This window comes from Microbacterium sp. SORGH_AS_1204, from assembly GCF_030818935.1.
GTDB lineage: Bacteria > Actinomycetota > Actinomycetes > Actinomycetales > Microbacteriaceae > Microbacterium.
The window spans coordinates 1,381,006-1,393,288 of record NZ_JAUTBD010000001.1; the positions used below are offsets into that span (position 1 = coordinate 1,381,006).

Annotated in this window: 12 protein-coding genes; 5 read left to right on the forward strand and 7 right to left on the reverse strand. The window is 70.5% G+C overall.

Translation table 11 applies throughout. From position 1 onward, the window contains the following. Positions 1-119 precede the first annotated feature (119 nt). The 6 genes from QE410_RS06305 to QE410_RS06330 form a co-directional block, all read right to left on the reverse strand. Positions 120-1,664, reverse strand: coding sequence for a cell wall metabolism sensor histidine kinase WalK (locus QE410_RS06305; protein ID WP_307329417.1), 1,545 nt, complete (start codon positions 1,662-1,664; stop codon positions 120-122). After that, a complete protein-coding gene (locus QE410_RS06310) occupies positions 1,661-2,395 on the reverse strand; it encodes a response regulator transcription factor (protein ID WP_307329420.1) in 735 nt (244 codons plus the stop codon). The genes QE410_RS06305 and QE410_RS06310 overlap by 4 nt, the downstream gene beginning before the upstream one ends. A 22-nt stretch (positions 2,396-2,417) precedes the next feature. Continuing rightward, positions 2,418-2,912, reverse strand: a complete 495-nt coding sequence (locus tag QE410_RS06315; RefSeq protein ID WP_307334373.1) for a VanZ family protein — start codon at positions 2,910-2,912, stop codon at positions 2,418-2,420. Next, the gene (gene gndA / locus QE410_RS06320) at positions 2,867-4,462 is read right to left on the reverse strand and encodes an NADP-dependent phosphogluconate dehydrogenase (RefSeq protein ID WP_307329423.1); all 1,596 of its coding nucleotides are present in this window, start codon (positions 4,460-4,462) and stop codon (positions 2,867-2,869) included. Before gndA ends, QE410_RS06315 begins: the two co-directional genes overlap by 46 nt. An 89-nt stretch (positions 4,463-4,551) precedes the next feature. Next, the gene (locus tag QE410_RS06325; protein ID WP_307329425.1) at positions 4,552-5,058 is read right to left on the reverse strand and encodes a gluconokinase; all 507 of its coding nucleotides are present in this window, start codon (positions 5,056-5,058) and stop codon (positions 4,552-4,554) included. 28 nt (positions 5,059-5,086) lie between these two features. Then, positions 5,087-5,782 (reverse strand): FadR/GntR family transcriptional regulator, encoded by a 696-nt coding sequence (locus tag QE410_RS06330; protein ID WP_307329427.1) that lies wholly within the window; start codon positions 5,780-5,782, stop codon positions 5,087-5,089. A gap of 141 nt (positions 5,783-5,923) precedes the next feature. Here QE410_RS06330 and QE410_RS06335 point away from each other — a divergent pair, with 141 nt between their 5' ends. From QE410_RS06335 to QE410_RS06345, 3 genes are read left to right on the forward strand one after another with little or no spacing between them, the layout of a single operon-like run. After that, a complete protein-coding gene (locus QE410_RS06335; RefSeq protein ID WP_307329430.1) occupies positions 5,924-7,312 on the forward strand; it encodes a GntP family permease in 1,389 nt (462 codons plus the stop codon). Beyond that, positions 7,309-8,088: an SDR family oxidoreductase gene (locus QE410_RS06340; protein ID WP_307329433.1), complete on the forward strand. Its 780-nt coding sequence runs from the start codon at positions 7,309-7,311 to the stop codon at positions 8,086-8,088. The genes QE410_RS06335 and QE410_RS06340 overlap by 4 nt, the downstream gene beginning before the upstream one ends. An 18-nt stretch (positions 8,089-8,106) precedes the next feature. After that, complete coding sequence (locus QE410_RS06345) at positions 8,107-9,108, forward strand: zinc-binding dehydrogenase (protein WP_307329435.1); 1,002 nt, start codon at positions 8,107-8,109, stop codon at positions 9,106-9,108. 58 nt (positions 9,109-9,166) lie between these two features. Here the strand turns inward: QE410_RS06345 and QE410_RS06350 are convergent, their stop codons facing one another. Continuing rightward, positions 9,167-10,063, reverse strand: a complete 897-nt coding sequence (locus QE410_RS06350; protein ID WP_307329437.1) for an NAD(P)-dependent oxidoreductase — start codon at positions 10,061-10,063, stop codon at positions 9,167-9,169. A gap of 109 nt (positions 10,064-10,172) precedes the next feature. Here QE410_RS06350 and QE410_RS06355 point away from each other — a divergent pair, with 109 nt between their 5' ends. Together QE410_RS06355 and QE410_RS06360 are read left to right on the forward strand one after the other, a co-directional pair. Further along, entirely contained in the window at positions 10,173-11,228 is a 1,056-nt protein-coding gene (locus QE410_RS06355; RefSeq protein WP_307329440.1) for a D-2-hydroxyacid dehydrogenase, read from the forward strand. Positions 11,229-11,269: 41 nt separating this feature from the next. Next, positions 11,270-12,064, forward strand: a complete 795-nt coding sequence (locus QE410_RS06360; RefSeq protein ID WP_307329443.1) for an IclR family transcriptional regulator — start codon at positions 11,270-11,272, stop codon at positions 12,062-12,064. The last annotated feature ends 219 nt before the right edge of the window (positions 12,065-12,283 follow it).

The window sequence follows — 12,283 nt, forward strand, 5'->3', positions numbered from 1 at the left end:
AGCCGCGAGAAGGACCTGGGTTCCCAGGTGTCGCTCAGCTTATCGAAAGGGACATTCCCGGCAGAAAATCGACTCCGCATTCACCATTCCGGTATCCGCGTGAATGCGAGCCCCGGCCTTCAGGCCGGATCGGCCGGCTTCGCCGGCAGCCGCACCTCGAACGTGGTGTCGCCGGGGGTGCTGCGCACCGTGATCGTGCCACGGTGGGCCTCGACGATGGCGCGCGCGATCGAGAGTCCGAGGCCCGTACCGCCGGTCTTGCGGTCGCGCGAGCGGTCGGCCCGAGCGAAACGCTCGAACAGCTGCGGCGCGACCGACGGATCGATGCCGGGGCCGTCGTCATGCACCCGCAGCACCGCTTCGGCGCCTTCGTGCGCGACCGACACGGCGACCTCGCTTCCCGGGGGAGTGTGGGTCCGGGCGTTGGCCAGCAGATTGGCCACGACCTGGTGCAGGCGCGAGGCGTCGCCGGCGAGTTCGACCGGCTGGTCGGGCACATCGATCGTCCACGAGTGGTCGGGGCCGGCCGGACGGGCGTCGCCGACGGCTTCCACCGCGAGGCGTGTCAGGTCGACGGAGCCGTAGACGAGCTCCTGCCCCTCGTCGAGGCGGGCCAGCAGCAGCAGGTCTTCGACCAGCGTGGTCATGCGGATCGACTGCGCCTGGATGCGTTCGAGCGACTGCTCAGTGGTCTCCACGGCCAGGGCGACGCGCTGGCGGCTCTCATCGTCCTGCGCCTGCCGCATGGCGCGCAGCGACAACTCGCTGAACCCGCGGATGGATGCCAGGGGCGTGCGCAGTTCGTGACTGGCATCCGCCACGAATCGGCGCATCAGGTCTTCGTTGCGTTGGCGAGCGGTGAGCGAGGCGTCGACGCGGTCGAGCAGGGTGTTCAGCGCCGCACCGACCTGCCCGATCTCGGTGGTCGTGTCGACCTGATCGGCCGGGACGCGCTCGGTGATCGAGACGTCGCCCTCCTCCATGCGCAGCGAGGCGACGCGCGTGGCGGTTTCGGCGACGGCGCGCAAGGGGCGAAGGCCCAAGCGGATGACGATCGCGATGATCACGGCGAGAAGCAGCAGCCCCCCGGCGGTCACGAGGGCGACGGTGGTGAGGATCGCGCCGATTGTGCCGGTCACGTTCGACAGGGGCAGGCCCACGAGGAAGGCACCGCCGCCGGGAGCGGCGTACGAACGCACGAGGTACTCGCCCAGGTTGGGCAGGTCGACGGTCAGCGCCGAGTCGTCGGCGGCCTGCAGGCTCTTGGCGATCTGGCTGAGGTCGTCGTCGGTGAGGGCACGGGGCCCGTCGGAGTCGACGACCGCCGCGGTGATGCGTTCCGAGGTCAGCGAGTTGAGCACCAGGAGGGTGCCGTCGGGGAAGCGCGTCGATTCGAGCACGCTCTCGGCGCTGGATTGGAAGGCGGCACGGGGCTGAATGGATGACGCGGTGTCGGTGACGGAGGCGTCGAGGTTGTAGATCAGCACCTGACTGAGGATCGCGCTGGTCGAGATGCCGATCATCACGAGGATGAACGCGACCATCCCGATCACCGCGGTCATCAGACGCGCCTGCAGCGTCCACGGACGTCGCAGCCGCGCGCGCACGCCCTCGCGCGGGGCCGCGTCCGCAAGCGGGGGAGCGGGCCGGGGCGGAATGCTCACTGAGGAGCTTTGATCATGTAGCCGACGCCGCGGACGGTGTGGATGAGCGGCTCGTGGTCCGCGTCGATCTTCTTGCGCAGGTACGAGATGTACAGTTCGACCACGCTGGAGCGGCCGCCGAAGTCGTAGTTCCACACGCGGTCGAGGATCTGCGCCTTCGACACCACGCGACGCTGGTTGCGCATGAGGAAGCGCAGCAGCTCGAATTCGGTCGCCGTCAGCTCGATCTCCTTGCCCGCGCGCACGACCTCGTGGCTGTCCTCGTTCAGAGACAGGTCGCCGACGCGCAGGATCGGCTCCGAGTCACGCGTGAGGGCGGTGCCGGCGCGTCGCATGAGGCCGCGCAGGCGCGCCACGACCTCTTCGAGGCTGAAGGGCTTGGTGACGTAGTCGTCGCCGCCCGCGGTGAGACCGGCGACGCGGTCGGCCACGGCGTCTTTGGCGGTGAGGAAGAGCACGGGCACGTCGTTGCCGGAGTGCCGCAGCCGCTGCAGCACCGCCATGCCGTCGAGGTCGGGCATCATGATGTCGAGCACCATGGCATCCGGTTCGAACTCGCGAGCCGACTGCAGCGCGTCGAATCCGGAGCCGGCGGTCTTGACGTCCCAGCCCTCCATGCGCAGGGCCATCGACAGCAGGTCGGTGAGCATCTGCTCGTCGTCGACGACGAGCACGCGCAAGGCGCTCCCGTCGGGGCGGGTGAAGGCGGGGGCGGCGGCGGTCGCGGTCATGGAACTCATTGTGCTCTCGTATCTATGAGCTTTCTATGGCGACGCTTATGCGGTCGCTGTGAAGCCGCGAAGCCGCGAGAGCGAGAGCGACGCCGATCATCGCGCCGGCCGTGTTGGCGACCAGATCGCGCACATCGGCAACCCGCGTCGGCAGGAACAGCAGCTGAATCGTCTCGATCAGCGCGCTCGTCAGCACAGCGATGAGGATGCCGTGCCACCACCGCCCGCGCCACGCGATGACGAGCATGCCCAGGGGCACGAACAGGGCGACGTTGGCGACGAACTCGACCAGGTCGAGGGTGACCCACGCCGTCTGCTGCCACGACCGGAGCGTGCTCACGACGGTGTCGAGGACGCTCGCGGTGCCCGCGTCATAGATCGAGGGGCGCAGCGTCATCCACCAGAGACCGAACGCGTACGACGCCGAAGCGGCGACGAGCAGTGCCCGTCGCCGCTTCGTGATCTTCGAGGTCAGTGGGTGTCCTCGGCCTCGATCTCGGTGCGGTCGCCCGACCAGAGGGTGTGGAAGGTGCCCTCCTTGTCGATGCGGCGGTAGGTGTGGGCGCCGAAGAAGTCGCGCTGGCCCTGGACGAGGGCGGCGGGCAGGCGCTCGGCGCGCAGGCCGTCGTAGTAGGCCAGCGACGAGCTGAACGCGGGAGCCGGGATACCGCCGGCGGCGGCGAGCGAGACGATGGTGCGCCACGAGTCCTGGGCGCGGCCGAGGGCCTCGACGAAGTACGGCGCGGTCAGCAGCACGGGCAGCTCGGGCTGTGCGTCGTAGGCCTCGGCGATGCGGTTGAGGAACTGCGCGCGGATGATGCAGCCGCCGCGGAAGATCTTCGACACGGCGCCGAGGTCGATCTTCCAGTCGTACTGTGCGGCGCCGGCACGGATCTCGTCGAAGCCCTGGCTGTAGGCGACGATCTTGGAGGCGTACAGCGCCAGACGCACCTGCTCGATGAACGCATCGGCATCCTCGCCCGAGAGCACGTCGGCGCCCGAAGGGCCGGGGAGCTCACGCGAGACCTCGCGCTGCTCCGGGTGGCTCGACAGCGACCGGGCGAAGGTGGCCTCGGCGATGCCCGAGACGGGAACGCCCAGATCGAGCGCGGTCTGCACGGTCCACGCGCCGGTGCCCTTGGCGCCGGCCTGGTCGAGGATGATGTCGACGAGCGGCTTGCCGGTGTCGGCGTCGACCTGGCGCAGCACCTCGGCGGTGATCTCGATGAGGTACGACTCCAGCTCGCCACGGTTCCACTCGGCGAACACGTCGGCGATCTCGGCGGGGGTCTTGCCGGTGGCGTGGCGGATGAGGTCGTACGCCTCGGCGATGAGCTGCATGTCGGCGTATTCGATGCCGTTGTGCACCATCTTGACGAAGTGCCCGGCGCCGTCGTGGCCGACGTGGGTGACGCACGGCTCGCCCTCGGCCACCGCCGCGATCGATTTCAGGATTGGGCCGAGCGTGGCCCAGGCCTCGTCGGAGCCGCCGGGCATGATCGAGGGGCCCAGCAGGGCACCCTCCTCACCGCCCGAGACGCCCATGCCAACGAAGTTGATGCCGGTGTCGCGCACGGCCTTCTCACGGCGGATCGTGTCGGTGAACAGAGCGTTGCCGCCGTCGACGATGATGTCGCCGGGCTCGAACACCTTCACCAGCTCGTCGATGACGAAGTCGGTGGGGCGGCCGGCCTTGACCATGATGATCGCGGTGCGCGGCTTCGACAGCGACGCAGCGAAATCCTCGTACGAGAACGACGGCACGAACTCCGCCTCGGGGTGCGCCTCGAGCAGCTCGTCGGTCTTCGAGCGCGAACGGTTGAACACCGCCACGGTGTTGCCCTCGCGGCTGGCGAGGTTGCGGGCCAGGTTCGACCCCATCACGGCGAGTCCGACCACGCCGATGTTCGCGGTGGCGTCGCCCTCACCCTCCGGCGCGGAGTCGGCCTCAGCGGTGGGGCGGTCGACCTCTTCGATACCGGGCGCACCCTCGTGCACCTGCGCGGCCTCGTGCGGGGCCTGGTCCTGGTCGGTCGAGGGGCCGGTCGGGGAGGAAGTGGACGTCATTCGTTGCTCCGTAATTCGGCTGCGAGGAAAGGGGTTCGGGCGCACGTGGGGTTGCCGATGACACTTTATCGGCTCGGGTCCCGCGTGTTTCAGGCGGGGGAGAGGCGGAGGCGATCGACGACCTCCTGCACCTGCTGCGGGGGCGTGAGGTCGAGGTCTATGCGGATCGCCCGCTCATCGGCATCCGGCATCTGCAGGGTGTCGAACTGGGAGGTGAGCAGCGACGGCGGCATGTAGTGGCCCTGGCGGCGCAAAAGCCGCTCGAGCACGAGGGCGGGGTCGCCCATGAGGAGCACGAAGGTCACCTCGTCGCGGCGCAGCACGTCGCGGTAGCTGCGTTTGAGGGCCGAGCACGTGATGACACCGGGGCGACCGGCGGCGATCTGTCCGTCGATCCAGCCGGCGACACGGTCGAGCCAGGGCCAGCGGTCGTCGTCGTTCAGAGCGTGGCCGGAGGCCATCTTGCGGACGTTCGCCTCGGGGTGCAGGTCGTCGCCTTCCTGGAAATCCCAGCCGAGGCGACCGGCGAGCATGCCGGCGACGGTGGACTTGCCGGTACCGGCGGGGCCCATGAACACGAGGACGGGAACGGTCATAGCTTCTCTCTTCATCGGGGGAAGGGGGTCAGATGGTGAGGCGGACTTCGCTGAGCACCGCGGCGACGTACTGCCGCGTGTGCTCCTCGGCGGCGTCGGCGTCGGCTCGCCCGATGGCGGCGGCCGTCGCCACGTGGTTCTCGAGCGCATCGGGGTTCGGGATGCCGGGAGTCAGGCCGTGCATCGCGCGCCCCTCGATCGCGGCGGCGATGGGAGCGCGCGCGGCGGCGAGCATGAGGTTGCCGCTGGAGAGCAGGATCAGGTCGTGGAAGGCGATGTCGGCCGCGAGGTACTCGGGGGAGTTTCCGAGACCGGCCGCGCCGAGTCGCTCCAGCTCCTCGGCCAGGCGCAGGATCTCGCCGCGCTGCAGGTCGGTCGCCCGACGTGCGCTCAGACGCGCCGCCACGGGCTCGATCGCGGCGCGCAGTTCGGTGGTGTTGACGATCAGCTGGTCGCGCCGGCGCCCGGCCAGCTGCCAGCCGATCAGCCGCGTGTCGAGGGCGCTCCAGTGGGCGGCGGCGCGCACGGTGATGCCCACGCGGCGGCGCTGCTCCAGCATCCCCATCGCCTCGAGCACCCGCACGGCCTCGCGGACCACCGTGCGCGAGACGGCGTACTCCTGCTCGAGGGCGGCGAGGGTCAGCACGTGGCCGGCCGGGAGGTCGCCGTCGACGAGCCGCATGCCGATGGCATCGATCAGCGATCCGTGTGACGCGCGGGCCATGACCCCTCCTCAGGTCGTTTCGTACGACCATATCTTGTCAAAAATATGATCATTGTGTGAAGATGCCGTGACCCCCGGCGGACGCACGGCGCTCACAGCACGCGCACATCGCATCCGATCGACTGAATCAACGGAGATCCCTTGGACGACTGGACCCAGACACTCGGCACGGCGCCACTGCTCGCCATCGCCGCGGGCGCGATCGCGCTCATCCTCGTGCTCATCATCTGGCTGAAGGTGCACGCCTTCCTCGCGCTCATCATCGTGTCGCTCGTGACGGCGTTCGTCGCCGGCATCCCGGTGTCGGCGATCGTCACCACCCTGACGGGAGGATTCGGAGGCACCCTCGGCACCGTCGCGCTGCTCGTCGCCCTCGGTGCGATGCTCGGCCGCCTGATCGAGCACTCCGGCGGCGCGCAATCGCTCGCCGAGACCTTCGTGCGCGTCTTCGGCGAGAAACGTGCGCCCTTCGCCCTCGGCATCGTGTCGCTGATCCTCGGCTTCCCGATGTTCTTCGACGCCGGCCTCGTCATGATGCTGCCCATCATCTTCGCGATCGCCCGCCGCGTCTCGGGCAACAACGTGCTGCTGTTCGGCCTCCCGGCCGCCGCCGCCTTCTCGGTCATGCACGTCTTCCTGCCGCCGCACCCCGGTCCGGTCACGGCGACCGAGCTGTACGGCGCGAACCTCGGCCTGGTGCTGATCGTCGGCCTGATCATCGCCTTCCCGATCTGGTACCTCTCGGGTTACCTGTGGGGGAAGTTCATCGCCCGCCGCATCGTGCTGCCGGTTCCGGCGCTCTTCGGCGACGTCGACGCCGACCAGCCCAGCAACCCGCCCAAGCCCGTGACCGTGATCGCGGTGCTGCTGCTGCCGATGCTGCTGATCTTCCTCAACACCGGCCTCACCACCCTCGGTACCGCCGGGGTCGTCGACCCCGACAACGTCGTCGTGCAGGTGCTCGTGCTGCTCGGCAACTCGCCGGTCGCGCTGCTCATCACCGTGCTGGTCGCGACCGTGGTCTTCGGCTTCCGCCGCGGCGAGAACGGCACGGCGCTCGAGAAGGTCGTCGACTCCGCGCTCGGCCCGGTGTGCTCGGTCATCCTGATCACCGGCGCCGGCGGCATGTTCGGCGCCGTCCTTCGCGCGTCGGGCATCGGCGACGCCCTCGCCGACAGCCTGAGCGATCTCGGCATGCCGGTCATCGTGGCCGCTTATGTCATCGCCGTCATCCTGCGCCTCGCGCAGGGCTCGGCCACCGTCGCACTCGTCACCGCCGCGGGTCTGGCGGCGCCCGCCGTCATGTCGGGGGACTTCTCGCCCCTGCAGGTCGTCGCGATCACGCTCGCCACCGCCGCCGGATCCGTCTTCGCGGGCCACGTCAACGACTCGGGCTTCTGGCTCGTCGGCCGTCTGATGGGCATGGACGTCAAGACCACCCTCAAGACCTGGACGGTTCAGCAGGCGATCGAATCGGTGCTCGGTTTCATCGCCGCCCTGCTCGTCTTCGGGATCGGAGCCCTCCTGTGACCGGTTCGAACGCCGACCTCTTCGACGTCTCCGATCGTCTCGCCCTCGTCACGGGTTCGTCGCGCGGCCTGGGGCGAGCCCTGGCGCTGACGCTCGCCCGCGGCGGGGCCCGCGTCGTCGTGCACGGGCGCGATGCGGGCGCGGTCGAAGACACCCGCGCCGAGGCCGAAGAGCTGTCCGGACGCCCCGCGCACGCGGTGACCTTCGACGTCACCGACGCCGCCGCCGTCGAGTCCGCGGTGGGCGGTCTGCTCGACGACGTGGGCGTCCCCGACATCCTCGTCAACAACGCCGGCGTGCAACGCCGGGCGCCGATCCACGAGTTCTCCGTCGCCGACTGGGACGACATCGTCGCAGCGAACCTGTCCGGGGTGTTCTACGTCTCGCGGTTCGTCACGCCGGCGATGGTCGCCCGCGGGTCGGGCAAGATCGTCAACGTCGCCTCGGTGCAGTCGCGCCTCGCGCGGCAGACGATCGCGCCGTACTCGGCCACGAAGGGCGGCGTCGCCCAATTGACGGCCGGGATGGCCGCTGACCTCGCGCGGTTCGGCATCCAGGTCAATGCGCTGAGCCCGGGATATTTCGCGACCGAGATGAACAAAGCCCTCGTCGACGACCCCGAGTTCACGCGCTGGCTGACCCAGCGCACGCCCGCCGCGCGCTGGGGCGACTTCGACGAGTTGCGCGGGGCGCTGCTGTTCCTCGCCTCCGACGCGTCGAGCTTCGTCTCGGGCCAGAACATCTTCGTCGACGGCGGGATGACGGCGGTCGTCTGACCGCGGAGAGGAATGACGATGAAGTCTCTGCTGATCGAGAAGGCGCTCACCGCCGATGTGCGCGAGGTCGCCGTGCCCCAGCCGGGCGAAGGCCAGGTGCGTCTGCGGGTGCAGTACGTCGGCATCTGCGGATCCGACCTGCACTATTTCTACGAGGGCGCGAACGGCGCGTTCGTCGTGCGCGAGTCGCTGGTCCCGGGCCACGAGCTCTCGGGGCGGGTCGACCTCGACCCCTCCGGCGTCCTGGCGGAGGGCACGCCCGTCACGGTGCACCCGGCCCGCTTCGGCACACCGCGCGAGGGCATCGAGAACGCGCCCCACCTGTGGCCGGGCGGCTCGTACCTCGGCAGCGCCTCGACCTGGCCGCACACCCAGGGCGCCGCGTCGGAGTACCTCGTCGTCGAGGCCGGCATGGTTCGCGTGCTCCCCGACGCGCTGCCGGTCCGCCGTGCCGTGCTGGCCGAGCCCCTCGCCGTCGCCCTGCACGCGCTCGGCAAGGCAGGCGACGTCGAAGGACTCGACGTGCTGGTCACCGGGTCGGGGCCGATCGGCCTCATGGCCGTGGCCGCCGCCGTCGCCGCGGGCGCGCGCGTCACCGCGACCGACGTCCTCGCCGGCCCCCTCGAGCGTGCCGAGGCGGTGGGCGCTGCGGCGACCATCGACGTGACGACCGAGGCGGTCGAGCCGAACGCCTACGCCGTGGTCCTGGAATGCTCGGGCGTGCCGGTCTCCATCTCGACCGCGTTGAAGGCCGTGCGCCCCGGCGGCACGGTCGTTCAGGTCGGGATGCTGCCCGACGATCCGCGACCGGTCAATCTCGCCCCCTTCATCTCGAAGGAGGTGCGTTACCTGGGCGCGTTCCGTTTCCATGACGAGATCGACCAGGCGATCGCGCTGCTGGCGGCGAACCCCGGCATCGAGAGCGCCGTGACGCACGAGTTCGCGCTGACGGATGCCGACCAGGCCTTCGCCACGGCACGCGACTCGCAGCGCTCGGGCAAGGTCGTCTTCGCGCTCTGACGAGCAGACGCGACCCGGGGCGCCCGCTCGAGGGCGTATCCCGGGTCGTGCGTCGGTTCTAGCCGTCGCTGCGGACCGCGGTGAACCGCCGCGTCACCGCGATGTCGCGCTCGCCCAGACCCCGGTCGACGATCTCGTCGAAGGCTGCGCGGAGAGCGGGCAGGAGTGCCGGTCGCGTGTCGGTGGCCGTGGCGATGTCCGCCGCGAAGCGCAGGTCTTTCACCATGTACGCCGCGACGCCGCTGGGGGAGTCGTCGCCGGAGACGAGCTTCTCCCGGCGGCTCTCGAGCAGGTTCGACCCCGCGTATCCGCCGCCGAGCAGCGCCCACAGCGCGGCCGGGTCGACGTCGGAGCGGGCGGCGAGCTCCGTCGCCTCGCCGAGGGCCAGGATCGTCGCCGCCACGACCATTTGATTGCAGGCCTTGGCGACCTCGCCCGCGCCCAGCGGGCCGAGGCGCACCGGCGTGCCGCACGGGGCGAGCAGGGCGGCGGCGAGGTCGGCATCAGCGGGGGAGCCGCCGAGCATGATCGACAGGCGCCCGGCTCTGGCTCCGTCTTCCCCGCCCGAAACGGGGCAGTCCACGACCCGGATGTCGGAGGGCAGGCGCTCCGCGAGCTCGCGCACGCCGACCGGTGACGACGTCGAGCCGATCATCAGCAGGAACTCCCGCTCACCGATGCCGGCCAGCAGCCCGTCGGGCCCGTCCAGATGTTTTTCGAGCTGGGGCAGATCCGGCAGCATCACCAGCACCGCGTCGCAGGCGGTACCGAGCTCGCGTGCCGTCGCGGCCCAGGCTGCGCCGGCCTCGGTCAGGCGGGGCCGTTCGCGCCGGGCGTGCACGGTCAGTGCGCCGCGCGCACCGAGAAGGTGCTGAGCCATGGGCTCGCCCATGGCGCCGAGGCCCCAGACGCCGAGGCGGATGGATGCGAGATTCTCTTCGTCGAGTGCGCTCATGATGTCATCCTATCGGCTGGACAACTGGTTGAACAGGATTCAGTATGGTGGACGAGGATTCATGCGAGTCGTGACGGTCGCACCCGTTTCGGCAGAGGGAGAGACGACGATGTCGACGAACGAAACACTACGCGCCGTGGTCGCGGTGCCCCTGAAAGAGGAACACTGCCGCCTCATCGAGCGTCTCGAGCCGCGTGTGGAACTCGTGCGCGATGCGCGTCTGACCCACCCCATGCGAGGCCCCGCCGACTGGTCGGGCGACCCGCACCACACGCGCACGGCGCAGGAGCAGGCGGAGTTCGACGCCATGGTCGACTCGGCCGACGCGCTCTTCGGCATCCCCGATGTCGACCCCGCGGCCCTCGCCCGCACGGTCGCCGCGAACCCCCGTCTGCGGTGGGTGATGACCACGGCGGCCGGCGGTGGCGGACAAGTCAAGGCCGCCGGTCTCGACCGCGGCGCGCTCGAGCGCGTCGTCTTCACCACCAGCGCCGGTGTGCACGGCGGTCCGCTCGCCGAATTCGCGGTGTTCGGCGTGATGGCCGGAGCGAAAGACCTCCCGCGCCTCGCGCGCCAGCAGGCCGAACGACGATGGACCGACCGGTGGGAGATGCGCCAGGTCGACGAGATGACGGTCCTCGTGGTGGGGCTCGGGGGGATCGGCGCCGAGTGCGCGCGTCGCTTCCATGCCCTCGGTGCCGAGGTATGGGGCACCACCCGCTCCGGCGCCCCGGTCGACGCGGTCGATCGCCTGGTTCCACTCGACGATCTGGAGCGGGCCGTCGCCGAGGTGGATGCCATCGTGGTCACCCTCCCCGGTACCGATCAGACGCACCATCTCATCGATGAGAAAATTCTCGCCGCGGTCAAGCCCGGTGTCATCCTCGCCAGTGTCGGTCGTGGCTCGGTCATCGACGAGGCGGCGCTGCGGGGCGCGCTCGACGACGGCCGGGTGTCGTTCGCAGCCCTCGACGTGTTCGAGGTGGAGCCGTTGCCCGCGGACTCCCCGCTGTGGCGGCATCCGAATGTGCTGGTGAGCCCGCACACCGCCGCGCTCAGCAGCAAGGAGGAGGAGCGTATCGCCCGCCGCTTCGCCGAGAACGCCACGCGCCTGCTCGACGGTCAGTCGATGCGTGCGGTTGTCGATACGGTCGAGTTCTACTGACGCGTCGCCCACGGGCGGTGCCGGCACGACGGGAGGTCGCAGTGAGCGATGACGCAGCGGGCGGGGTCGCGCGGGATCCCGCGCCGGCGGTGGGGCGCAGCATCCGCCTGCTCGGTCTGCTGGCCGAAGCCCGACGAGCGCTGACGCTCACCGAACTCGCCGCGGGGCTCGGCCTGGCGAAGTCGTCGACGGCCAACCTGTGCCTCTCGCTCGAGGCCGAGCGCATGATCGAGCGCGTGCCGCTCGGCTATCGCCTCGGCATCCGCACTGCCGAGCTGGGCGGCGCCTTCGCCGCACAGTTCAATCAGGTGCGCGAGTTCTACGCCGTCTGCGAGACGTCGCCGGTGCTGGCGACCGAGCTCGTGCAGGTGGCCGTGCTCGACGACACCGACGCTCTGTACCTCGCCCGGTACGAGGGGTCGCGTTCGGTGCGGTTGGGAACACCGCTCGGTTCGCGGCTGCCCGCGGCCTTGTCGGCCACGGGCCGCGCGCTGTTGATGACGCGCACCGACGACGACGTCCGCGAGATGCTGTCGACAGGGCGCCCTCTGCCGCAGCTCACCTCGCACAGCACCATCGACGTCGATGCCGTGCTCGCCAAGATCGCTGCCGCGCGTGAACGCGGCTGGTCGGTCGACGAGGAGGAGTCGTTCCGCGGCATCGTGGGTGTCGCCGTGCCCCTCGAAGGCTGGGCGCCGGGCGACCCGCAGCTGGCGCTGGGGGTCGGCCTTCCGGTGGCGGATGCCACGTCCGAGCGCATCGCGCGCGTCGGCGCCGCGTTGCGCGAGGCCGCCCGGGCGCTGACGAATCCGTTCAGCGCGTCCCGCTCCGCCTGACGTCGCCGGCCCCGGGCGGCGCATCCGAGCCGCGCCCGCCCGCGCGCCGACCTCACCCCGCCCACCGCGCCCGCTCGCGCCCACCGCGCCCGCGCGCGCCCCGCGCCCGCTCGCGCCCCCGTCCGCGCCCCGCGCCCGCGCCCGCCCGCGCCCCCACGCCCTCCACCGCCCCTGCACGCGTTTGGGGCAGATTCCGCGTCTTGGGGCGAAAACCGCCCG